General features: G+C 70.8%; 22 protein-coding genes and 1 pseudogene. 9 read left to right on the top strand and 14 right to left on the bottom strand.

The window, feature by feature from the left end; genetic code table 11:
• Positions 1-188: 188 nt before the first annotated feature.
• A complete protein-coding gene (gene serB / locus EES42_RS13810; protein WP_124718422.1) occupies positions 189-1,466 on the top strand; it encodes a phosphoserine phosphatase SerB in 1,278 nt (425 codons plus the stop codon).
• A 73-nt stretch (positions 1,467-1,539) separates the two neighbouring features.
• On the opposite strand, the gene EES42_RS13805 is transcribed toward serB, so the two are convergent.
• The 4 genes from EES42_RS13805 to EES42_RS13795 form a co-directional block, all read right to left on the bottom strand.
• Entirely contained in the window at positions 1,540-2,058 is a 519-nt protein-coding gene (locus EES42_RS13805; RefSeq protein ID WP_124718421.1) for a SixA phosphatase family protein, read from the bottom strand.
• Positions 2,059-2,132: 74 nt separating this feature from the next.
• The gene (locus EES42_RS13800; protein ID WP_124718420.1) at positions 2,133-2,342 is read right to left on the bottom strand and encodes a hypothetical protein; all 210 of its coding nucleotides are present in this window, start codon (positions 2,340-2,342) and stop codon (positions 2,133-2,135) included.
• Between the two features lie 251 nt (positions 2,343-2,593).
• The gene (locus EES42_RS47275) at positions 2,594-2,704 is read right to left on the bottom strand and encodes an SGM_5486 family transporter-associated protein (protein ID WP_259931089.1); all 111 of its coding nucleotides are present in this window, start codon (positions 2,702-2,704) and stop codon (positions 2,594-2,596) included.
• A gap of 26 nt (positions 2,705-2,730) precedes the next feature.
• Positions 2,731-4,062, bottom strand: a complete 1,332-nt coding sequence (locus tag EES42_RS13795; protein ID WP_124718419.1) for a CynX/NimT family MFS transporter — start codon at positions 4,060-4,062, stop codon at positions 2,731-2,733.
• 158 nt (positions 4,063-4,220) lie between these two features.
• Here EES42_RS13795 and EES42_RS13790 point away from each other — a divergent pair, with 158 nt between their 5' ends.
• On the top strand, positions 4,221-4,895 hold the full coding sequence (locus EES42_RS13790) for a FadR/GntR family transcriptional regulator (RefSeq protein ID WP_124718418.1): 675 nt from the start codon (positions 4,221-4,223) through the stop codon (positions 4,893-4,895).
• Between the two features lie 70 nt (positions 4,896-4,965).
• Here the strand turns inward: EES42_RS13790 and EES42_RS13785 are convergent, their stop codons facing one another.
• The 3 genes from EES42_RS13785 to fabG all read right to left on the bottom strand — a co-directional run bounded on the left by EES42_RS13785 (position 4,966) and on the right by fabG (position 7,009).
• Entirely contained in the window at positions 4,966-5,349 is a 384-nt protein-coding gene (locus tag EES42_RS13785; protein WP_124718417.1) for a hypothetical protein, read from the bottom strand.
• A 167-nt stretch (positions 5,350-5,516) separates the two neighbouring features.
• Positions 5,517-6,284 carry an enoyl-ACP reductase FabI gene (gene fabI, locus EES42_RS13780; RefSeq protein WP_124718416.1) on the bottom strand — a complete coding sequence of 256 codons (768 nt, stop codon included), beginning with the start codon at positions 6,282-6,284 and terminating at the stop codon, positions 5,517-5,519.
• 5 nt (positions 6,285-6,289) lie between these two features.
• Positions 6,290-7,009, bottom strand: a complete 720-nt coding sequence (gene fabG / locus EES42_RS13775) for a 3-oxoacyl-[acyl-carrier-protein] reductase (RefSeq protein ID WP_124718415.1) — start codon at positions 7,007-7,009, stop codon at positions 6,290-6,292.
• 232 nt (positions 7,010-7,241) lie between these two features.
• Between fabG and EES42_RS13770 the strand changes: the two genes are divergently transcribed.
• Genes EES42_RS13770 through tyrS form a run of 3 tightly spaced genes read left to right on the top strand, consistent with a single transcriptional unit; the run spans position 7,242 to position 11,482 of the window.
• Positions 7,242-8,765, top strand: coding sequence for a TldD/PmbA family protein (locus EES42_RS13770; RefSeq protein ID WP_124718414.1), 1,524 nt, complete (start codon positions 7,242-7,244; stop codon positions 8,763-8,765).
• A complete protein-coding gene (locus tag EES42_RS13765) occupies positions 8,762-10,156 on the top strand; it encodes a metallopeptidase TldD-related protein (protein WP_124718413.1) in 1,395 nt (464 codons plus the stop codon). The genes EES42_RS13770 and EES42_RS13765 overlap by 4 nt, the downstream gene beginning before the upstream one ends.
• A gap of 60 nt (positions 10,157-10,216) precedes the next feature.
• Positions 10,217-11,482 carry a tyrosine--tRNA ligase gene (gene tyrS, locus EES42_RS13760; protein WP_124718412.1) on the top strand — a complete coding sequence of 422 codons (1,266 nt, stop codon included), beginning with the start codon at positions 10,217-10,219 and terminating at the stop codon, positions 11,480-11,482.
• Between the two features lie 75 nt (positions 11,483-11,557).
• Here tyrS and EES42_RS13755 read toward each other — a convergent pair whose 3' ends face one another.
• Positions 11,558-11,833, bottom strand: coding sequence for a GlsB/YeaQ/YmgE family stress response membrane protein (locus EES42_RS13755; protein ID WP_124718411.1), 276 nt, complete (start codon positions 11,831-11,833; stop codon positions 11,558-11,560).
• Positions 11,834-12,081: 248 nt separating this feature from the next.
• Here EES42_RS13755 and EES42_RS13750 point away from each other — a divergent pair, with 248 nt between their 5' ends.
• A complete protein-coding gene (locus EES42_RS13750) occupies positions 12,082-12,447 on the top strand; it encodes a DUF3099 domain-containing protein (protein ID WP_124718410.1) in 366 nt (121 codons plus the stop codon).
• Between the two features lie 256 nt (positions 12,448-12,703).
• Positions 12,704-12,961 carry a hypothetical protein gene (locus tag EES42_RS13745; RefSeq protein ID WP_124718409.1) on the top strand — a complete coding sequence of 86 codons (258 nt, stop codon included), beginning with the start codon at positions 12,704-12,706 and terminating at the stop codon, positions 12,959-12,961.
• Between the two features lie 490 nt (positions 12,962-13,451).
• On the opposite strand, the gene moaA is transcribed toward EES42_RS13745, so the two are convergent.
• The 3 genes from moaA to EES42_RS13730 all read right to left on the bottom strand — a co-directional run bounded on the left by moaA (position 13,452) and on the right by EES42_RS13730 (position 16,637).
• Positions 13,452-14,441, bottom strand: a complete 990-nt coding sequence (moaA, locus tag EES42_RS13740) for a GTP 3',8-cyclase MoaA (protein ID WP_241196369.1) — start codon at positions 14,439-14,441, stop codon at positions 13,452-13,454.
• Between the two features lie 190 nt (positions 14,442-14,631).
• Complete coding sequence (locus tag EES42_RS13735) at positions 14,632-16,275, bottom strand: solute symporter family protein (protein ID WP_124718408.1); 1,644 nt, start codon at positions 16,273-16,275, stop codon at positions 14,632-14,634.
• Entirely contained in the window at positions 16,272-16,637 is a 366-nt protein-coding gene (locus tag EES42_RS13730) for a DUF485 domain-containing protein (protein WP_124718407.1), read from the bottom strand. The genes EES42_RS13735 and EES42_RS13730 overlap by 4 nt, the downstream gene beginning before the upstream one ends.
• 291 nt (positions 16,638-16,928) lie before the next feature.
• Between EES42_RS13730 and EES42_RS13725 the strand changes: the two genes are divergently transcribed.
• Both EES42_RS13725 and EES42_RS13720 read left to right on the top strand, forming a co-directional pair.
• Positions 16,929-18,464 carry a S8 family peptidase gene (locus tag EES42_RS13725; RefSeq protein WP_124718406.1) on the top strand — a complete coding sequence of 512 codons (1,536 nt, stop codon included), beginning with the start codon at positions 16,929-16,931 and terminating at the stop codon, positions 18,462-18,464.
• A gap of 176 nt (positions 18,465-18,640) precedes the next feature.
• Positions 18,641-20,103 (top strand): annotated as a pseudogene (locus EES42_RS13720) (CoA transferase).
• Here EES42_RS13720 and EES42_RS13715 read toward each other — a convergent pair.
• The 3 genes from EES42_RS13715 to EES42_RS13705 are packed head-to-tail and all read right to left on the bottom strand — an operon-like array spanning position 20,093 to position 22,722.
• Positions 20,093-21,136, bottom strand: a complete 1,044-nt coding sequence (locus tag EES42_RS13715) for a zinc-dependent alcohol dehydrogenase family protein (protein ID WP_124718405.1) — start codon at positions 21,134-21,136, stop codon at positions 20,093-20,095. The pseudogene EES42_RS13720 and the gene EES42_RS13715 sit on opposite strands and share 11 nt — an antisense overlap.
• A 21-nt stretch (positions 21,137-21,157) precedes the next feature.
• Positions 21,158-21,847: a lysoplasmalogenase gene (locus tag EES42_RS13710; protein ID WP_124718404.1), complete on the bottom strand. Its 690-nt coding sequence runs from the start codon at positions 21,845-21,847 to the stop codon at positions 21,158-21,160.
• The gene (locus EES42_RS13705; protein ID WP_124718403.1) at positions 21,844-22,722 is read right to left on the bottom strand and encodes a sterol desaturase family protein; all 879 of its coding nucleotides are present in this window, start codon (positions 22,720-22,722) and stop codon (positions 21,844-21,846) included. Before EES42_RS13705 ends, EES42_RS13710 begins: the two co-directional genes overlap by 4 nt.
• Positions 22,723-22,817: the final 95 nt, after the last annotated feature.

Here is a 22,817-nt window from a genome sequence, read left to right as displayed (position 1 = left end):
CGGTTACCCGAACATCCCGGTCACCCCGCGCCCATGGCCCACCCGGCCCGCCGGACACCGGCCGGATCCGGACGCGCGCGGTCCGTCACCACGCGCGGGCGGCGGGCGGGGGCGGGTGTCCGACGCGCTGTCCGGTCCTCGGGACGGGCCTCCGGAGCGCCGGGGCGGACCGATACGGTGGAAGCACCATGAGCGCATCTCAGCCACCTCGGTCCTCCTCGTCTCCTGAGTCCCCTGAGTCCCGTACCGAGCCCCCCGAGTCCTCTCGGGGCGCCGGCACCCCCACCCTTCTCGTGAAGATCTTCGGGAAGGACCGCCCCGGTATCACCGCCGGGCTCTTCGACACCCTCGCCGCCTACTCGGTCGACGTCGTCGACATCGAGCAGGTCGTCACCCGTGGCCGCATCGTCCTGTGCGCACTGGTCACCGCCCCGACCGCGGGCGGCACCACCGAGGGCGATCTGCGGGCGACCGTGCACAGCTGGGCCGATTCGCTGAAGCTCCAGGCCGAGATCATCTCCGGTACCGGTGACAACCGGCCGCGCGGTGACGGGCGTTCCCATGTGACGGTGCTCGGGCACCCGCTGACCGCGGAGTCGACCGCCGCCATAGCGGCCACGATCACCTCCACCGGCGGCAACATCGACCGCATCTTCCGGCTCGCGAAGTACCCGGTCACGGCAGTCGAGTTCGCGGTGTCCGGCACCGCGACCGAGGAACTGCGCACCGCGCTGGCGACGGAGTCCGCCGGCATCGGCGTCGATGTCGCGGTGGTGTCGGCCGGGCTGAGCCGCCGGGCACAGCGGCTGGTCGTCATGGACGTCGACTCGACGCTCATCCAGGACGAGGTCATCGAGCTCTTCGCCGCCCACGCGGGCTGCGAGGACAAGGTCGCCGAGGTGACCGAGCAGGCGATGCGCGGCGAGCTCGACTTCGAGCAGTCGCTGCACGCGCGGGTGGCGCTGCTGGCGGGGCTCGACGTGTCGGTGGTGGACAAGGTGCGCGCCGAGGTGCGGCTGACGCCGGGTGCGCGCACCCTGATCCGTACGCTGAAGCGGCTCGGCTACCAAGTCGGTGTGGTCTCGGGCGGGTTCACCCAGGTCACCGACGATCTGAAGGAACGGCTCGGGCTCGACTTCGCCTCTGCCAACACGTTGGAAGTGGTCGACGGAAAGCTCACCGGACGGGTCGTCGGCGACATCGTCGACCGGGCCGGCAAGGCCCGGCTGCTGCGCAGCTTCGCCGAGCAGGCCGGGGTGCCGCTGGCGCAGACCGTCGCGATCGGTGACGGTGCCAACGACCTGGACATGCTGAACACCGCCGGGCTCGGGGTGGCCTTCAACGCCAAGCCGGTGGTCCGCGAGGCCGCGCACACCGCGGTGAACGTGCCGTTCCTGGACACCGTGCTGTATCTGCTGGGCATCACCCGCGAGGAGGTCGAGGCCGCCGACGGCCTCGTCGACTGACGCGTGCCGCGCATATGCGGCGCAGGGCCCCGGTGCTTCTCGCACCGGGGCCCTGCGCCGTACGGGAACGACGTCAGTCGTTGGGCGTCCAGTACTCGACCAGCTTGCCCACTCCGTGCTCCACGCCCTTCCAGGAGCCGGTGAACTCGACGACGGCGAACGCGGCGGTGGGGAAGCCACCGCGGGTCATCCGGGACAGGGCATCGCCCTCGGACGACTCCGAGAGGGCGTCGGCGGCCGCGTGCATACCAGGGTTGTGGCCGATGACCAGGAGGTTGTGCACATCGTCGGGGGTCTCGTTGATCAGCGCGATCAGCTCACCGAGGGACGCCTCGTACAGCCGGTCCTCGTACACGGTCCTGGGACGCTGCGGCATCTCGTGGACGGCCAGCTTCCACGTCTCGCGGGTCCGGGCCGCGGTGGAGCAGAGGGCCAGATCGAGGGCGATCCCGGAGTCGGCGAGTTTGCGGCCCGCGACGGGGGCATCCTTGCGGCCGCGCTCCGCGAGCGGTCGCTCGTGGTCGGAGTCCTGCGACCATTCCGCCTTTGCATGCCTGAGAAGGACGATCCTGCGAGGTGTATCGACGCTCATACACCTCAGCTTCGCATGAAATGTGCCGCCCGGCGCAGGGTGTTGGCGGGCTTCCGCGGGGTGCGCGGACGACGTCAGCCGGTCACCAGGGCCATGATTCGCGCGAGCAACCGGCTGATCGCCGGGTCGGTGGTGGTCGCGGCCTGCGCCTCGCCGGATCCCATGATCAGCAGCAGAAGTGCGGCGAACGCGATCGCGGGCAGCGCGATCGCCCACCACGGCAGCCGGACCTCGACGCTGCCGGTGGCCGGGTGGGTGGTCGGGGTGTGCGTTCGGGCCGGCATGTCCGCCTCCGCGGGTCTTCGGTGCTGATACCGAAAACCTACGGATCCGGGGCGGCCGGCCCCATCCGGCGATCCACCCACTTCACCCTGACCCTGGCCCCCTAGGGGACGCGGGGGTTAGCCCCACCATCGGCGGCCGTACGCCCCGGAGGGCGTGTACGTCCGGGGGCGTGTACGTCCGGGGGCGTGTACGGCTCAAGGAGACGCGTACGGCTCAAGGACACACGTACGGCTCGGAGGACGCGTACGGCTCAGGGGGACGCGATCGAGGCGATCACTGCGACGATCACGGTGATCAGCAGCATCGCCCCGAGCACCATCAGGAGCTTCTTCTGACCGTTCTGGGGATTCGGGTCGAGCACAGGAGACATGGGGTCAGTCTCGCACTTCAGCATTCGTCCTCGATGGTCCGGTCCCGCCCGGCGAGGATTCCGACCGCCATCTGCGGCACCATGAGGCCCGCCATCAGCGCGATCGGCAGCTCCCAGCCGCCGCTGTGCTGGTAGAGCACACCGATCAGCAGCGGTCCCGGGATCGAGATCAGATAGCCGACGGACTGCGCGAACGCGGACAGCCGGACCACTCCGGCGCCGCTGCGGGACCGCATGCCGATCATGGTCAGGGCGAGCGGGAAGGAGCAGTTCGAGATGCCCAGCAGCAGCGCCCAGGCCCAGGCGCCGCCGGACGGTGCGAGGTAGAGGCCCGCGTAGCCGAGGAGACCGCAGCTGCCGAGGAAGACGACGATCGCGCCCTGGTTCTTCATCCGGGTCGCGACCCGCGGGATGACGAAGGCGAGCGGCACGCCCATCGCCATGGTCACGGCGAGCAGCACACCCGCCGTGCCGGCCGAGACCCCGGCGTCGCGGAAGATCTGCGGCATCCATCCCATGGTGATGTACGCGGCGGTGGCCTGCAGCCCGAAGAAGCAGGCGAGGGCCCAGGCGGTACGGCTGCGGGTGATCCGCAGGGCGGGGGCGTCCGGCTGCTGGGCGGCCTGCTTCCCCGGAGCGCCGCTGCGGTCCCGTACCAGCGGGATCCAGGGCAGGATCGCGGCGGCGGCGAGCACGGCCCAGACCCCGAGCCCGAGCCGCCAGCTGCCGCCCATCGCACTGGTCATGGGCACGGTCACGGCGGCGGCCAGCGAGGTGCCGAGGGCCAGCGCCATCGAGTAGAGCCCGGTCATGGAGCCGACCCGGTCCGGGAACCAGCGCTTGACGATCACCGGCATCAGGACGTTGCTGACGGCGATGCCCATGAGGGCGAGGGCGCTCGCGGCGAGGAAGCCGGCCGTCCCGCCGACGAGCGGCCGGATCACCAGACCGGCGGTGATGGCGGTCATGCCGGCGCAGACGACCGCGCCCGGGCCGAAGCGGCGGGCGAGGCGCGGCGCCATGATGCCGAAGACCGCGAAGCAGAGCGGCGGTACGGAGGTCAGGACACCGGCGACGCTGCCGCTCATGTGCAGCCCGTCGCGCACCTCTTCGAGGAGGGAGCCGAGGCTGGTGATGGCGGGACGGAGGTTGAGCGCGGTGAGGACCAGCCCGACGACGACCAGCCGGAGCAGCCAGGGGGAGGCCCCGTCGGCGGCCGGTGCCGTCCGGGGGGCCCACGGCGTCCGCACGGCCGTGGTAGTCCGCGCGGCCGCGGTTTTCGTGGGGTCGTCCACCGTGGTGGCGGGGGTCAGGGTCCGGGTCTGGGGCCGGGTCTCGTCGTCGGGCATGGGGCCCATCATAGAATCATGGGATGATTGATTGTCCAATCGTTCTGGAGCCGCCCCGGCGACGGGCCGCTCTGAGACGATTCGCGGCAGGCGGAGCCACCTCCCCGCCATCCCCGTAACCCCCGTCCGTCACCCAAGCAGCCCGACCAAGGAGCACCATGACGCTGACGTCTCCGCGGCGTTCGGCCCTCGCCGACCAGGTGATTGCCCAGTTGAGGAACCAGATCACCTCGGGCGAGTGGCCCGTGGGTTCGCGCATTCCCACCGAGCCCGAGCTGGTGGAGCAGCTGGGGGTGGCCCGCAACACCGTGCGCGAGGCCGTGCGCGCCCTCGCGCACAACGGCCTGCTCGACATCAGGCAGGGGTCGGGCACCTATGTCGTGGCCACCAGCGAGCTGGCCGGGGTGATGCACCGCCGTTTCGCCTCCGCCGATCCGCGCCATGTCGCCGAGCTGCGCTCCACCCTGGAGTCCTCGGCGGCGAGGCTGGCGGCGGCCCGGCGCACCGAGCGGGATCTGAAGCAGCTGGACGCGCTGATGGCGCGCCGGGAGGAGACCTGGGCCGCGGGTGACGCCGAGGCGTTCGTCGCGGCGGACGCGACGCTGCATCTGGCCGTGGTCGCCGCCTCGCACAACGACGTACTGACCGGTCTCTACGCCGACCTGGGCGATCTGCTGCGTGACTATCTCCGCGGCGACATCGGTCATGAGCTGCGGCCGGAGAACCACATGGACCACGGCAGGCTGGTCGAGGCGATCCGGGCGGGGGACGGGGAGACGGCGGCGGCCGAGGCCGCGAGCCATGCGTTGAGCTGTCTGGTGGACCGGGTCTAGGACGTATCCGGCCTCGCGGGGCCCTGCGTCCCGCTCGCGTGGGGCTCGGTGGCCGGCCGCTGCGAGGGGCTCAGGCCGTTGACGGGTCCCGCACCCGGTGCGTGACCCAGACGGTGCCGACTTCCTTCCAGCAGCGGTCGTCGATCCGTACGGTCCGGCCGGGGCCCACCTCGACCGGGGCGGCGTCGGCGTCTATGTCCCACCAGCGGCGGCACTCGGTGTGCAGCTGTACGCGGTCGGTGGAGGGGTACGGGTTGTGGCAGTACGCGACGACCCGGGAGCCCCGGACCGACGTACGGCATTCGGCTCCGGCGGGGTCGGGAGTGGGAGCGGCGGGGGTGGACGCCCCGGCTCCCATCCGCCCCGCCACGGATATCCCCACCGGGGCGGCGAGTCCGGCGACGGCTATGGAGGCCGCCAGCAGGGCGCAGGTCCGGCGACGTGTGGCGCGCACGGCGACCTCCTCCCCGTAGCCTGACCCGAAGTCCGGTTCACCACATTCTGCGGTGGATCGACCGTCTTTTCGACTTGAGCGGGCCGGAGCCGGGCCCGGACGCACGGGAGCCGCGCACCACCTGCTCGGAGGTGGTACGCGGCTCTGTCCGTGCCTGCCCCGCGGGGTCAGGCACCCATCATGTGCACGCCACCGTCGACGTGGATGATCTCGCCCGTGGTCTTCGGGAAGAAGTCCGAGAGCAGCGCGACGATGCCGCGGCCGGCCGGCTCCGGGTCCTCCATGTCCCAGGAGAGCGGGGAGCGGGTGTTCCACACGTCCGCGAGCTCGGTGAAGCCGGGGATGGACTTCGCGGCCATGGACTTGAGCGGTCCGGCCGAGACCAGGTTGCAGCGGATGTCGTCCTTGCCCAGGTCACGGGCGAGGTAGCGGGAGGTGGCCTCCAGCGCGGCCTTGGCCGGGCCCATCCAGTCGTACTGCGGCCAGGCGAACTGCGCGTCGAAGGTGAGGCCGACGATCGAGCCGCCGTCGTTCATCAGCGGCTTGCAGGCCATGGCGAGCGACTTGAGCGAGAACGCCGAGACGTGCATCGCGGTGGCGACGGACTCGAACGGGGTGTTGAGGAAGTTGCCGCCGAGCGCGTCCTGCGGCGCGAAGCCGATGGAGTGGACGACGCCGTCGAGCGAACCGAGCTCGTCCCGGACCAGGCCCTCCAGCCGGTCCAGGTGCTCGGTGTTGGTCACGTCCAGCTCGATGACCTTGGCCGGCTTCGGCAGCTTCCTGGCGATGCGCTCCGTCAGCGTGGGGCGGGGGAAGGCGGTCAGGATGACTTCGGCACCCTGCTCCTGGGCCACCTTGGCAGCGTGGAAAGCGATGGACGACTCCATCAGCACACCGGTGATGAGGATGCGCTTGCCGTCGAGAATTCCGCTCATGGTGATCAGTGACCCATGCCCAATCCGCCGTCAACGGGGATGACGGCTCCAGTGATGTACGACGCGTCGTCGGAGGCGAGGAAGCGCACCGCGGCGGCGATCTCCTCGGGCTGCGCGTAGCGGCCGAGCGGCACCTGGGACACGATGCCCTTGCGCTGCTCCTCGGTGAGCACCTGCGTCATGTCGGTGTCGACAAAACCGGGCGCGACGACGTTGAAAGTGATGTTCCGCGAACCGAGTTCACGGGCCAGCGACCGGGCGAAGCCGACCAGACCCGCCTTGGACGCGGCGTAGTTCGACTGCCCGGCCGAGCCGAGCAGTCCGACGACGGAGGAGATGAGGACGACGCGGCCCTTCTTGGCGCGCAGCATGCCGCGGTTGGCGCGCTTGACGACCCGGAAGGTGCCGGTGAGGTTGGTGTCGACGACGGACGTGAAGTCGTCCTCGGACATCCGCATCAGCAACTGGTCCTTGGTGATACCGGCGTTGGCGACCAGTACCTCGACGGGACCGTGCTTCTCCTCGATCTCCTTGTAGGCCTGCTCCACCTGTTCGGCGTCCGTGATGTCGCAACGGACCGCCAGGCAGCCCGCCTCGGTGAGTTCCTGGGGCGGCTCGCCGGAGCGGTAGGTGATCGCGACCTTGTCGCCGTTGTCGGCGAAAGCGCGGGCGATGGCGAGGCCGATGCCCCGGTTTCCTCCGGTGACGAGAACCGAGCGGCTCAACGGATCACCCTTTCCCTAGCGGTCTGGTACGTCGAAAACCTATCGGTACCAGGTGCTCCACGAGGAATCGGCCCCTGACAGCGCCTTCCCCCGGGCACTGTGGGGTTCCTACAGAGGGACACCGGCCGGGCCGCGCCGTGTCCGTACCGGCGGCGGACGGCCTCCGGGATCCCCGGTGGCGGCACCGTCCGGCGTGATTCACTTCCGTGGTGCATCGAGAAGGGAATTTCCTGTGCCCCACGAGGTAGATCAGTCATTCCTGGCCCTGCCGCTGCGGGCCCTCGCCGACGCGGCGCTCGCCCGCGCGCGGGCGCTGGGTGCCGTGCACGCCGATTTCCGTCTGGAGCGTGTGCGCAGCGCGTCCTGGCGGCTGCGCGACGCCCGGCCCTCCGGGTCCTCGGACACCACCGATCTGGGCTACGCGGTGCGGGTGGTGCACGGCGGGGCGTGGGGGTTCGCGTCCGGTGTGGACCTGACGATGGACGCCGCGGCGAAGGTGGCCTCGCAGGCCGTCGCCATGGCGAAGCTGTCGGCGAAGGTGATCGCGGCGGCCGGTTCGGACGAGCGGGTGGAGCTGGCGGACGAGCCGGTGCACGGCGAGCGGACCTGGGTCTCGGCGTACGAGATCGATCCGTTCGGCGTACCGGACGAGGAGAAGGCGGGACTGCTCGCCGAGTGGAGCGGCCGGCTCCTGGGCGCCGAGGGCGTCGCGCATGTGGACGCCTCGCTGATGACCGTCCACGAGAACAAGTTCTACGCGGACACGGCGGGCACCGTCACCACCCAGCAGCGGGTGCGGCTGCATCCGCAGCTCACCGCGGTGGCCGTGGACGGGACGACCGGTGAGTTCGACTCGATGCGGACGATCGCCCCGCCGGCGGGCCGCGGCTGGGAGTACCTGACCGGGACCGGCTGGGAATGGGACGACGAACTGGCCCGGATCCCCGGGCTGCTGGCCGAGAAGATGCGGGCGCCGAGCGTCGAGGCGGGCACGTACGACCTGGTCGTCGACCCCTCCAACCTCTGGCTGACCATCCATGAGTCGATCGGCCACGCCACCGAGCTGGACCGGGCGCTGGGCTACGAGGCGGCGTACGCCGGGACGTCGTTCGCCACCTTCGACCAGCTGGGGAAGCTGACGTACGGCTCCCCCGTGATGAACGTGACCGGTGACCGCACGGCCGAGCACGGGCTCGCGACCATCGGGTACGACGACGAGGGTGTCGAGGCGCAGTCCTGGGACCTGGTCAAGGACGGGACGCTGGTCGGGTACCAGCTGGACCGGCGGATCGCGAAGCTGACCGGGCTGGGCCGTTCCAACGGCTGCGCGTACGCGGACTCGCCCGGCCATGTCCCCGTCCAGCGGATGGCCAATGTGTCGCTGCGGCCGGATCCGGGCGGGCTGTCCACGGAGGACCTGATCGGCGGGGTGGAGCGCGGGATCTACGTGGTCGGCGACCGGTCCTGGTCGATCGACATGCAAAGGTACAACTTTCAATTCACCGGGCAGCGATTCTTCCGGATCGAGAACGGCAGGCTGGCCGGGCAGCTGCGCGACGTCGCGTACCAGGCCACGACGACGGACTTCTGGGGCTCGATGGAAAAGGTCGGCGGCCCGCAGACATATGTCCTGGGCGGCGCCTTCAACTGCGGCAAGGCCCAGCCGGGCCAGGTGGCGGCCGTCTCGCACGGCTGCCCCTCCGCCCTCTTCCGGGGCGTGAACATCCTCAACACGACGCAGGAGGCCGGACGATGAGCCGCGTCAGCAAGCCGCACGAGATCGTCGAGCGGGCGCTCGAACTGTCCACCGCCGACGGCTGTGTGGTCATCGCCGACGAGGAGTCGTCCGCGAATCTGCGCTGGGCGGGCAACGCGCTCACGACGAACGGGGTGACGCGGGGCCGGACCCTGACCGTCATCGCGACCGTCGACGGTGCGCGGGGCACGGCCTCCGGCGTGGTGTCGCGGTCCGCGGTCACCGCCGACGACCTGGAGCCGCTGGTGCGGGCCGCCGAGGCCGCCGCGCGGGGGGCCGGTCCGGCGGAGGACGCACAGCCGCTGGTCACCGGGGTGCCCGCGTCGCCGGACTTCACGGACGCACCGGCCGAGACGGGCTCGGACGTCTTCGCGGAGTTCGCCCCGGCGCTCGGCGACGCCTTCGCCCGCGCCCGCTCCGGCGGCCGTGAGCTGTACGGCTTCGCCAACCACGAGCTGACCTCGACGTACCTCGGTACGTCGACGGGGCTGCGGCTGCGCCACGACCAGCCGACCGGGAAGCTGGAGCTCAACGCCAAGTCCCCCGACCGCACCCGTTCGTCCTGGGCGGGCCGCTCGACGCGCGACTTCAAGGATGTCGACCCGGCCGAGCTGGACGCCGAACTGGCGCAGCGGCTGCGCTGGGCCGAGCGCCGTATCGCGCTGCCCGCCGGGCGGTACGAGACGCTGCTGCCGCCTTCCTCCGTCGCGGATCTGCTGATCTACCAGCTGTGGTCGTCGGCCGCGCGGGACGCCGCGGAGGGCCGGACGGTGTTCTCCGAGCCGGGCGGCGGGACCAGGCTCGGTGAGACGCTCTCCGGGCTGCCGCTGACGCTGAGCAGCGATCCGTACGCGCCCGGCCTGGAGGCCGCGCCGTTCGTGATCGCCCACGCGTCCGGGGACAGCTCCTCGGTCTTCGACAACGGACTGCCGCTGGCCCGGACCGACTGGATCCGGGACGGCAGGCTGGAGCATCTGACGACCACCCGGCACACGGCGGGGCTGACCGGGCAGCCGGTCGCACCGGCCATCGACAACCTGGTGCTGGAGGCCGGCGGTGAGCGGTCCCTGGACGAGATGGTGGCCGCGACGACCGGGCGCGGGCTGCTGCTGACCTGCCTGTGGTACATCCGGGAGGTCGACCCGGCGACGCTGCTGCTGACCGGGCTGACCCGCGACGGGGTGTATCTCGTCGAGGACGGCGAGGTCGTCGGCGAGGTGAACAACTTCCGGTTCAACGAGTCGCCGGTGGACCTGCTGTCGCGCGCCACGGAGGCGGGCCGTACGGAGAAGACGCTGCCGCGCGAGTGGAGCGACTGGTTCACCCGGGCCGCGATGCCCGCGCTGCGGATCCCGGACTTCAACATGAGCTCGGTGAGCCCGGGCGTCTGACCCGCCTAGACTGGGCGGGAAAACTTCTTTCCCCGATTCATCATGAGGAGCACCGGAACCGTGACGGACATCGTCGACGAGCTGAAGTGGCGTGGGCTGTTCGCCCAGTCCACTGACGAGGACGCACTGCGCAAGGCTCTCGCGGACGGTCCCGTCACCTTCTATTGCGGCTACGACCCCACCGCGGCGAGTCTGCACGTCGGCCATCTGGTGCAGGTGCTCACCATGCGCCGGCTCCAGCAGGCCGGTCTGCGGCCGCTCGCCCTGGTGGGCGGGGCCACCGGTCAGATCGGTGACCCGCGGCCGACCGCGGAGCGCACGCTCAACGATCCGGAGACGATCGCCAACTGGGTGACGCGGCTGCGGTCCCAGATCGAGCCGTTCCTGTCCTTCGAGGGCGAGAACGCGGCGGTCATGGTGAACAACCTGGACTGGACCTCGGGCATGTCCGCGATCGAGTTCCTCCGGGACATCGGCAAGCACTTCCGTGTCAACAAGATGCTGACCAAGGAGTCCATCGCCCGGCGGCTGGAGTCCGACGAGGGCATCAGCTACACCGAGTTCAGCTACCAGCTGCTCCAGAGCATGGACTTCCTGGAGCTGTACCGGCGCTACGGCTGCACCCTCCAGCAGGGCGGCAGCGACCAGTGGGGCAACCTCACCGCGGGTCTCGACCTGATCCACCGTCTGGAGCCGGGCGCCGAGGTGCACGCGCTGGCGACGCCGCTGATGACGAAGGCGGACGGGACCAAGTTCGGCAAGTCCGAGAGCGGGGCCGTCTGGCTGGACCCGGCGATGACGACGCCGTACGCGTTCTACCAGTTCTGGCTGAACGTGGACGACCGGGACATCTCGCGGTACATGCGCGTCCTCAGCTTCCTCAGCCCCGCGGAGCTGGAGGAGCTGGAGAAGGTCACCGAGGAGCGTCCGCAGGCCCGGACGGCGCAGCGCGCGCTGGCCGAGGAGCTGACGACGCTGGTGCACGGTGCGGATCAGTGCGCCGCGGTCATCGCCGCGTCGAAGGCGCTCTTCGGTCAGGGTGAGCTCGGCGAGCTGGACGAGGCGACGCTGAGCGCCGCACTGTCCGAGGTGCCGCACGCGCAGGTCACCGAGCTGGGCCCGCTGGTGGACCTCCTGGTGGAGGTCGGCCTGGCGCCGAGCAAGTCGGGCGCCCGCCGCACGGTGAAGGAGGGCGGCGCGTACGTGAACAACGTCAAGGTCACGGACGGTGAGAGCGCACCGGCCCGCGAGGAACTGCTGCACGGGCGCTGGCTGGTGCTGCGCCGGGGCAAGAAGAACCTCGCCGCCGTCGAGGTCACCGGCTGATCCCGGACCGCGTCGACACCGCGGCCGGACACGCGTCACGCGTGTCCGGCCGCGGTTCTCTGTGTGCCCGGTGGTTCAGGTCCTGTGTTTGGTGCCGCGGATCGAGGCCCACAGCATGTCGCCGACGCCGACGACGACCACCGCGCCGATCAGCTGGAGCAGATGGCGGATCCAGTCGATGCCCTTGGTGTCGTTGACACCGATCCAGGTGGCGACGGCGTTGCCGAGGACACTGCCGATGATGCCGAAAATGATCGTCAGCCAGAGTGGGATGTTCTGTTTGCCGGGCAGGATCGCCTTCGCGATCAGACCGAGCACCAGGCCCACGATGATTGCCCACAACCAGCCCATGTCGCCTCCTCGTGCGACGCGATGTCGCGCATGTGCGCCCAGTCTCGGCCCGCGGGCCGAGCGCCGCATGCCGGAGGGGGCCGTACGTGGGGCGCGGATACCGATATGTACGAACAGAGTGCGCCCCGGCCTCGAAGCCTCGGACCGCCGGGCGTACCGTGGTTCGCGGTCCGGTCCGGGGAGCTCCGGTGCGGGAATGAGGTGTCCCCCGGCCCGCGAGGCACTGGGGGAAGGGTGAGGGAGACGTGATGCGGAAGCAGAGCGGCGGCGAGGTCTTCCGGATCACGGGGGCCCGGCAGGGGCTCGCGGACGATGTGCGCGGCAGACAGCGGCGCTATGTGATCTCGATGTCCGTACGGACGGTTTCGGTGGTCCTGGCCGCGGTGCTGTGGAACGTGGAGCGGTACGTCGCGATCGTGGCGCTCGCGCTCGGGGTGCTGCTTCCGTACGTGGCCGTGGTCATCGCCAACGCGGGCCGGGAGAACACCCCTTCGCTGCCCTCCACCTTCGTGCCGGCGCCGATGCGGCCGGTGCTCGACGCGGCGCCGGTGGCCGGTGCCGCGGACCCCGGTCCGGAGGGCGACGGGGTGCGCCGCGGCGGGGAATCGGCCTGAGCCCGGTTGGGTGCGCACTGCACCGTAGGCTCAAGAAAACCTCAGATCATTCATGAAGTTACGGGCACCGCACCCCGGTCTGCGTGACATACTTCGTAGGCGCTCCGCATCCCCCGTCGGAGCGACGGACCGACGCCGGGCAGCTCCCCCCGTGGCTGCTCGGCGTCGTTTTTTCTCCGCCCGGGGAGCGCCCTGGCCGTCTGATGAGCCCGGCCGGACCGAGGGCCCGCATCCGCACTGACCTAGGGTTGAGTCCGTGAACTCCCCTGAAACCGCGGCCGGGAACTCCGCCGCCGCACCGATCTGTTCCGCCAAGGGCTGCCGGGCCGACGCCGTATGGGTGCTCGCCTGGAACAACCCGAAGCTGCACACCCCGGAGCGCCGCAAGACCTGGCTGGCCTGCGAGGAACACCGGGAGCACCTCTCCTCGTTCCTGGACGTCAGGAGTTTCCTCAAGGAGGTCGTGACCCTGACGGAGTGGGAGTCCCGCGGACCGGGACCGGACGCGCCCTAGCGCGGAGCTCCGAAGCTCAAGAAAAGCTCAGATCAATCACGGGGTTCCGGTGCACCCCTCCCCGGTACTCGTGACAGACTTCGTGCGCGCTCCGCATCGTTCCTCGGGGCAGGCTCGCTGACGGACAAGGCCGTTCAGCGGGGCTGCTGGACGAACGAGGAGGAGCTGTGAGTGATCAAAGCGATGTGAAGCCTCGCAGGCGAAGGTGGACCGATGCCGAGAGGTGGCAGGTCTGTCTGGCGATGGCAGGGCTGTTCGTGGCGATCATTGCCGCTGTGGGGCAGTTCATGCAGTAGCAGTCCCCACACACGAGACGGTCGCGACCGGAGCTGCATACGCAGAAGCCCGGTCGACAGTTGGGCGACCGGGCTTGTGAACTGCATCGGAGGGTCTGGCTCGGGGTGCCTCCCGGGTCGGGCCCTTCGTGCCGCTCGGCATCGGGTGAAAGCTGACACCCGCTGATTCGGCACGGCGAAATATATCCCAGACCCTAGCCGCCGATCGCCGACATCGGCCGGTCCGGTTGCAGGAAGGACGGCTCGTCCAGGCCTGATCCGGCCTTCTTCCCCCACATCGCGAGCGTCCAGATCCGGGCGATCTCCTCGTCCGACGCGTCCGAGCGCAGGGCGCCGCGCAGGTCGGTCTCCTCGCGGGCGAAGAGGCAGGTGCGCACCTGGCCGTCGGCGGTGAGCCTGGTGCGGTCGCAGGCCCGGCAGAAGGGGCGGGTGACGGAGGCGATGACGCCGACCCGGTGGGGGCCGCCGTCGACGAGCCAGCGCTCGGCGGGGGCGGAGCCGCGCTCCCCGGCGCCCTCCTCGGTGAGAGTGAAGCGGGTGCGCAGCGAGCGCAGTATGTCGCCTGCCGTGATCATGCCGTCGCGCTTCCAGCCGTGCTGGGCGTCGAGCGGCATCTGCTCGATGAAGCGGAGCTCGTACCCGTGCTCGACGGCCCAGGCGAGCAGCTCGGGGGCCTCGTCCTCGTTGAGCCCCGGCATCAGGACGGTGTTGACCTTGACGGGGGTGAGTCCGGCTTCGCGGGCGGCTTCGAGGCCGGCCAGCACGTCGTGGTGGCGGTCGCGGCGGGTGAGGGTCTTGAAGACGTCGGGGCGCAGGGTGTCCAGCGAGACGTTGACCCGGTCGAGCCCGGCGGCCTTGAGGGCGGCGGCGGTGCGCCGCAGGCCGATGCCGTTGGTGGTGAGCGACATCCGGGGGCGCGGGGCGAGGGCGGCGCACCGCTCGACGATGGAGACGAGCCCGGGGCGCAGCAGCGGTTCGCCGCCGGTGAAGCGGACCTCCGTGATGCCGAGCCGGGTGACGGCGATGTCGATCAGCCGGACGATCTCGTCGTCGGTGAGCAGATCGGGCTTGGCCAGCCATTGCAGGCCCTCTTCCGGCATGCAGTACGTGCACCGCAGATTGCACCGGTCGGTCAGCGAGACGCGCAGGTCGGTGGCTACCCGGTCGTAGGTGTCGATGAGCACGTGGGCCCCCTCCCCCGATTGCTTCCCGGTGCCGATTCCGCTCTCCGTCCGGCCCTTCCGGCTGACTCTTCCGAGACTACGCGAGAGCTGTGACATCGGCGGGGCCCGTTTGGCACGAGGTGCGGCGCGGCCGTGTCGTAGGACCCTACGACACGGCCGCGGAGCGGCAGGCGCCTGTGGCGCCGCTCGCTCAGTGTGCTCCGACGCCGGTGAGGGACTTGACCTCCAGCTCGGCGTACTTGCCCTTGTCCGGCTCCTCCTTCGAGAGGAGGGAGCCGACCCAGCCGAGCAGGAAGCCCAGCGGGATGGAGATCAGGCCGGGGTTCTCCAGCGGGAACCAGGCGAAGTCGACGCCCTTGAACATCGACGTCTTCGGGTTGCCGGAGACGACCGGCGAGAACAGCACCAGGATCACCGAGCTCGCCAGGCCGCCGTAGATCGACCAGAGGGCGCCCTGGGTGGTGAACCGCTTCCAGAAGAGGCTGTAGAGGATGGTCGGCAGGTTGGCGGAGGCGGCGACGGCGAACGCCAGCGCCACCAGTCCGGCGACGTTCATGTCGCGGGCGAAGGCGCCCAGGACGATCGCGACCGCGCCGATGAGGACGGTGGCCCAGCGGGCCGCCCGCATCTCCTCCTTCTCGGTGGCCTTTCCCTTGCGGATGACGTTGGCGTAGATGTCGTGCGCGAAGGAGGACGAGGAGGCGAGGGTGAGTCCCGCGACGACGGCGAGGATGGTGGCGAAGGCGACGGCCGAGATCACGGCGAGCAGTACGGCGCCGCCGGTGGTGCCGACCCCGCCGAGGTATTCGGCGAGCTGCGGTGCGGCCGCGTTGCCGGCCGGGTTCTTCGCCTTGATCTCGTCGGGGCCGATGAGGGCCGCGGCGCCGAAGCCGAGGGCGATCGTCATCAGGTAGAAGGCGCCGATGATGCCGATGGCCCAGTTGACCGACTTACGGGCGGCCTTGGCGGTCGGCACCGTGTAGAAGCGGATCAGGATGTGCGGCAGGCCGGCGGTACCGAGGACCAGGGCGATGCCGAGCGAGAGGAAGTCCAGCTTCGAGGTGCCGGTGGCACCGTACTTGAGGCCGGGCTCCAGGAACGCCGCTCCGTGGCCGCTCTTCTCGGCGGCCGTGCCCAGCAGGTCGGAGATGTTGAAGTCGAACTTCAGCAGCACCAGGAAGGTCATCAGCAGGGCACCGGCGATGAGCAGCACGGCCTTGACCATCTGCACCCAGGTGGTGCCCTTCATGCCGCCGATGGTGACGTAGACGATCATCAGTACGCCGACGAGGGCGACGATGAGGATCTTGCCCGCGTCGCTGGTGATGCCGAGCAGCAGGGAGACCAGGACGCCCGCGCCCGCCATCTGGGCCAGCAGGTAGAAGATCGAGACGATGATGGTGGAGACGCCGGAGGCGGTACGGACCGGGCGCTGGCGCATCCGGTAGGCGAGGACGTCGCCCATCGTGTAGCGGCCCGAGTTGCGCAGCGGTTCGGCGACCAGCAGCAGGGCGACGAGCCAGGCGACGAGGAAGCCGATGGAGTACAGGAAGCCGTCGTAGCCGAAGAGGGCGATGGCTCCGGCGATGCCGAGGAAGGACGCGGCGGACATGTAGTCGCCGGAGACCGCGAGTCCGTTCTGGAAGGCGGTGAACTGGCGGCCGCCCGCGTAGAAGTCGGAGGCGCTCCTGGTCTGCCGGCCGGCCCAGACGGTGATACCCAGGGTCGCGGCGACGAACACGGCGAAGAGCGTGATGATCAGTGGCCGGTGCTCGGTGGTCGAGGAGGTGGCGGCCAGCTGGACGGCGGTGTGCGAGTGGTACGCGGCGCTCATGCGTCGGCCTCCATGCGGGACTTGATGGCCTCGGCCTTCGGGTCGAGCTCGGCGGCCGCGTGCCGGGAGTAGAACCAGGCGATGAGGAAGGTGGTGACGAACTGGGCGAGGCCGAACACGAAGGCCACGTTGATGTTGCTGTACACCTTGGTGCCCATGAAGCCGCCCGCGTAGTTGGACAGCAGCACGTAGAGCAGGTACCAGAGGACGAACGCGATGGTCAGCGGAAAGGCGAACGAGCGGTAGGCGCGGCGCAGTTCGCCGAACTCCCCGCTCTCCTGCATCGCGACGAACGCCTCGGTGTCGGGCTGGGCAGGGGGCGCGTCCGTACTGGCTTCGGGCGGCGGTGCATCGGTAGCCACGGAATCTCCTCGCGACGCGGGTGCGGTGGTGTCGGTGACGGTGGATCTCACTGGGAACGCCGGGTGTCGGGGGTGTCGTTGCACCTCCCCCGACAACGGCACGGAGGGCGCGGCGAAGCGGTTCACCGCGGGGCCGTACTTCTCCCACGCGCCGTTTCCCGCCCGTCCGGCCGAACCCGGCCCCGCGAAATCATTGAAGAGCGGGGTTGATCAGCGATAACTTCACTCGTCATGTACGCGACTGGACACGCCCGGTGTCCGGTCGACCGGCACGGATGATGTGGAGACCCCATGGCTCATCTGGGATCCAGACGGACGCGCGCACTGTCGTTGCCCGTCGGATTGGCACTCACGGCTTCGCTCGGCTTCCTGCCGACGGCGGCCGCCTCTGCCGAACCCATGGACGCGCAGCCCACGGCTGCGGTGTCGACGGACGGCCCGAAGCTCTCGTACGTGGTCAACACGCGGGGCGGTCACGGGACCGTCAAGCAGGTGAAGAAGGCGATAGCCGCGGCCGGCGGCACGGTGGTGATCTCCTACGACCAGATCGGCGTCATCGTCGTCCACTCGCAGAACCCGGACTTCGCGAAGTCGATCCGCCGGGTCCGGGGCGTCGATTCGGCGGGTGCCACCCGCACCAGCCCCATCGTTCCGCAGGCCACCACGGACACCGGGGTCGAGCAGCCGCTCACCGCCGCGCAGGCGAAGGCCGCGTCGGCGAAGGCGACGGGTGACCAGGACCCGATGGAGCCCCTGCAGTGGGACCTGCCCGCCATCAAGGCGGACCAGGCGCACAAGCGGACGCTGGGCAGCAGCAAGGTGACGGTCGCGGTCATCGACACGGGCGTCGACGACACCCATCCGGACCTGGCGCCGAACTTCGACCGCCGGGCATCGGCGAACTGCGTCTCCGGGGCGCCGGACACCACGGACGGCGCCTGGCGTTCGAAGCCCGGCGAGAGCAACCACGGCACCCATGTCGCGGGGACCATCGCCGCCGCGAAGAACGGCATCGGGGTCACCGGGGTCGCGCCGGGCGTCAAGGTCGCCGGGATCAAGGTGGCGAACCCGGACGGCTTCTTCTACACCGAGTCGATCGTCTGCGGCTTCGTCTGGGCCGCCGAGCACGATGTCGATGTCACCAACAACAGCTACTTCACCGACCCGTGGATGTTCAACTGCAAGAACGACCCGGACCAGGGCGCCCTGGTCGACGCGGTCGCCCGTGCCACCCGGTACGCGGAGCGCAGGGGGACGGTCAACATCGCCTCGTCCGGCAACAGCAGCTTCGACCTGGCCTCCGACGCGATCGAGGACACGGGGAGCCCGAACGACAGCACGACCGTCACCAGGACGATCAACCCTCGCGAGTGCCTCGACATCCCGGTTCAGCTGCCGGGCGTCGTGACGGTCTCCGCGACCGGTGCCAAGGGTCTGAAGGCCTCCTACTCGAACTACGGGAACGGCGTCATCGACGTGGCGGCCCCGGGCGGTGACTCCACGGCGTACCAGACGCCCGCCCCGCCGGCCACGAGCGGTCTGATCCTTTCCACGCTGCCGAACGGCGAGTACGGCTACAAGGCCGGTACGTCGATGGCCTCCCCGCATGTCGCGGGTGTCGCGGCCCTGATCAAGTCGACGCACCCGCACGCCTCGGCGGCCGCGGTGAAGGCGCTGCTGAGCGCCGAGGCCGACGCCACCGCGTGCGGAGCCCCGTACGACATCGACGGTGACGGCAAGATCGACGCCGTATGCGAGGGCGGCAAGAACCGCAACGGCTTCTACGGCGCCGGTGTGGTGAACGCGCTGAACGCGGTCCGCTGGTAGCCGGAACGCGGCGCGGCGGGAGGGCCGGTCCGGAGTCTTCGGCCGGTCCCTCCCGCCGTCTTTCCGGTCCCTCCCGCCGCCTTCCGGGCCCTGGCCCGCGCCGTTCCCGGGGCTCCTTCCCGCGCCGTTCCCGGGGCTCCTTCCCGCCCGGTGGCACTCAGTGCCATAGTGCGGGGATGAACCAGGCACACAGCTCCGGCACCGAACAGGCGTGGGCGGCGCTCGGCGGTGACCCCGCGCTCCTCGCGCACATCGAGCCTCCCGCGCGAAGCGGCCCCGGCGGGCTGCTCCCCGCCCGGCTGCCCGTCATGGAGCTGGCCCGCTCCGCCGTCGCGGTCTGCTCGCTGGCCGCCGCCGAACTGGCCGCGCGCCGCACCGCGCGCCCCGTGCCGCGGGTCCGGATCGACGACGGCGCGGTGGCCACGGCGTTCACCAGCGAGCGCCATCTGCGGATCGACGGGCGCGCGGCGACCACCTTCGCCCCGCTGTCCCGGTTCTGGCGCACAGCCGACGGCTGGGTGCGCACGCACGCCAACTACCCGCACCACCGGGCCCGGTTGCTCGCCACGCTGGGGCTGCCCGCGGACGCCCCGGACGACACCGCCGTGGAGACCGCCGCCGCCTCGTTCGCCGGGCGCCCGAGCGACGAGATCGAGCGGACGGTGTACGCGGCGGGCGGCCTGGCCGTGGCCGCCCGTACGCCCGGCCGGTGGGCGGCCGACCCCCGGGGAGCGGCTCTCGCGGGCACTGGGCTGGTGGGCCGGGACCGTATCGACGGTGCTCCGGTGCGCCGGACGACGGCACTCGCCGGTGAACCGCTGCTGCCCGCCGCCGGGTTGCGCGTGCTGGACCTCACCCGGGTCATCGCCGGGCCGGTCGCCACCCGTACGCTCGCGCTGCTCGGCGCGGACGTCCTGCGGATCGACGCCCGCAGCTCCCGGAGAGCCCGGACGCACACTGCGACACCGGCTTCGGGAAGCGGTCGGTGGACCTGGATCTCGGCAGCCGCTCCGGCGCGGCCGCGTTCGACGGGCTGCTGGCCGACGCGGACGTGGTCGTCATCGGCTACCGGCCCGGTTCCGTCGAGCGGTTCGGGCTCACGCCGCGGGCCCTGGCCGCGCGCAGGCCGGGGCTGGTGATCGGGCGGCTCTCGGCCTGGGGGCACGGTCCGTGGGCGGGGCAGCGCGGCTTCGACAGTCTGGTCCAGGTGGCCACCGGCATCGCCTCGGCCGAGGCCGCCGGTCCCGGGGGCACGCCCGGGGCGCTGCCCGCCCAGGCTCTCGACCACGCCACCGGCTATCTGCTGGCCGCCGCCGTGCTGCGGGCGCTGACCGAGCAGCACGACGAGGGCGGCTCCCGGCTGGTCACGCTCTCGCTGGCCCGTACCGCCGCCTGGCTGCTCGACGAGCTGCCGGCCCGCCGGGAGCCGGATGCAGATGCAGATGCAGATGCGGAGACAGCAGCGAAAGCGGCCGCGGATCCGTCGTACGACCCGGAGAAGTGGCTCACGGAGACGGACGGCCCGCTGGGCCGGCTGCGGCACGCGGTGCCGCCGGTCGCCTTCGAGGGCTCCCCCGCCGACTGGTCGCGCCCGCCCGGCCCGCTGGGGGCGGACGCGGCCGTCTGGCTCACGGCTTGATGAGCACCTTCAGCGCGATGCGCTCGTCCATCGCCTTGTAGCCGACCGGGACGTCGTCGAGGCCGACGGTCAGGTCGAAGACGGGCGACGGGTCGATCGTGCCGGCCAGGACGTCGGGGAGCAGCTCCGGGATGTACGTGCGCACGGGGGCGACGCCGCCGCGCAGGGCGATGTTCCGGTCGAACATGACGCCGAGGTCCAGGCCGGTGCCGCTGCCGTGCGGCACGCCGACGTAGCCGATGGAGCCGCCGTCGCGGGTGATCCCGACGGCGGTGCGCATCGACTGTTCGGTGCCGACGGCCTCGATCACGGCGTGCGCGCCCTCGCCGCCGAGGAGTTCCCGTACGGCTTCGACGGCCGCCTCGCCGCGCTCGGCGACGACGTCCGTGGCGCCGAAGGTGCGGGCGATGTCCGTACGTGCCCGATGGCGGCCGAGCGCGATGATCCGCTCGGCGCCGAGCCGCTTGGCGGCCATGACGCCGCAGAGTCCGACCGCTCCGTCACCGACGACCGCGACCGTGGAGCCGGGCTTCACGCCCGCGCCGACGGCGGCGTGGTGTCCGGTGCCGAGCACGTCGGACAGGGCGAGGAGCGCGGTGAGCAGGTGGTCGTCGGCGGCCGCGGCGGCGGGGAGCTTGATCAGCGTGCCGTCGGCGAACGGGACGCGCACGGCCTCGCCCTGCCCGCCGTCGGAGCCGGCCGAGCCCCAGAATCCGCCCTGCGGGCAGGAGGTCGTCAGCCCCTCGGCGCAGTAGGCGCAGGTGCCGTCGGACCAGACGAACGGGGCGACGACGAGGTCACCGACGGCGAAGCCGGCCACCTCGGAGCCCGCCTCCTCGACGATCCCGAGGAACTCGTGCCCGATGCGCTGTCCCGGCTGCCGGGCGGACTCGCCCCTGTACGCCCACAGGTCGCTGCCGCAGATGCAGGCCCGCAGGACCCGCAGCACCACATCGGTGGGCTGCTGGATCGCGGGGTCGGGCACCTCCTGCACGCGTATGTCGTGGGGGGCGTGGATGACGGTGGCGCGCATGCGTGGGGGTCCTTGCCGATCTCAGCTGCTGGTACTCCGTTCACGGTACGCCCCGGCGGCGACACCGCCCCATTCAGACCCTGGTGCGAGCGCTCCGACGGTCAGCAGGAACTGCGCGGCGATGTAGGTGAGCATGACCCAGAAGTCGGGGGCGGGCAGCTGCGGCCAGTCCGCGATGCCGGTGGCGATCAGCGCGTCGGAGAGCAGGAAGAGCGCCCCGCCGACGGCCGCGTGCCTGCCGAGGGTGCCGGCGCGGTACGCCATCGCCGTGAGCAGCAGGCTGTAGCCGGTCATCGGGATCCGCATATCCGCGGGCAGCCCGGGCCAGAGCAGTGCGACGAAGGTGACCAGGACGACGGCGTACACGATCCCGGTGGGCAGCGAACCGCGGGCCCGTCCGAAGAGCCACAGGTAACAGACGTGCCCAACGGCGAAGGAGCCCATCCCGACGAGGAAGGCGGCATCGGCGTCGGCCAGCAGGAACGTGTCGCCGCCCCAGCCGAACAGCAGCGCCGCGATGAGCAGCCGTGGTCCGCGCCGGGCGGCGGCATACCCCGCCAGCAGCGGCATCAGCAGTGGCTTGGCGACGAGGTGGGCCGCCGGGACGTCGGCGAGCAGGCCGACGAGGTCGACGGCCGAGGCCACCAGGAAGGCGATGAACAGCGGTCGTACGAGACGCTCCCGCCGGTCCGGTACGGGCTCCGCGCTCATCCGGTGCGCTCCTGGGCGGGGGCGGCCGTACGGGCGGCCGTTCTGCCCGGCTGCCAGCCGGGCCCTCGGAAGATCCGCCCGGCCCGCTCGCTCCAGCTGTCCGCCTTCCGCACGTCACGGGCGATGGCGGCGTACTCGTGGGTGGCGACGCGGAGCGGATTGAAGGTGTCGATGTTCTTGGTGAGCCCGAACACGGGCCGCTCGGTCTCTGCGGTGAACGACCCGAAGAGCCGGTCCCACACGATCAGGATGCCGCCGAAGTTCCGGTCCAGGTAGCCGCCCTGCGACGCGTGGTGCACCCGGTGGTGGGAGGGCGTGTTCAGTACGTACTCGAAGGGCCTGGGGAGCTTGTCGACGCGCTCCGTGTGCACCCAGAACTGGTAGACGAGGTTGGCCGACGAGCAGAAGGCGAGCGCCGCCGGATGGACTCCGCACGCGATCATCGGCAGGTAGAACGGCCAGACGGTCAGCGAGGTCCAGGGCTGGCGCAGCGCGGTGGAGAGGTTGAACTTCCGGCTGGAGTGGTGGACCACGTGGCAGGCCCAGAGGATCCGGATGACGTGGTGGCCGCGGTGGGACCAGTAGTAGAAGAAGTCCTGTGCGAGCAGCATCAGCAGGACGGTCCACCACAGCACGGGGACGCGGAGCGGGGTCAGTTCGTAGACCGCGGTGTAGATCGCGACGATGGGCACTTTCCACAGCAGGTCGAAGACCAGGCTGCCCAGCCCCATGGTGATGCTGGTGACGGCGTCCTTCGCCTCGTATCCGGCGGCGTCCTCGTCGGGGTGGAAGTGGTGGAGGGCCATTTCCAGCACAGTGAGCAGGACGAAGGCCGGTATGGACCAGAGCACTACATCGGGCAGGTTCGGCGGCATGCCTGCACCGTAGAGCCGCAGGTCGGCCGGGGACTAGACGTTGTTACCAACAAGTATGCGAGACGCGGTGTCAGCAGTCTTTGGTGACTTCTGCC

The sequence above is a fragment of the Streptomyces sp. ADI95-17 genome, from assembly GCF_003846175.1.
Lineage (GTDB): Bacteria > Actinomycetota > Actinomycetes > Streptomycetales > Streptomycetaceae > Streptomyces > Streptomyces sanglieri.
The sequence above is the reverse complement of the archived record's forward strand: the minus strand, read 5'-3'. Positions and strand labels throughout refer to the sequence as shown.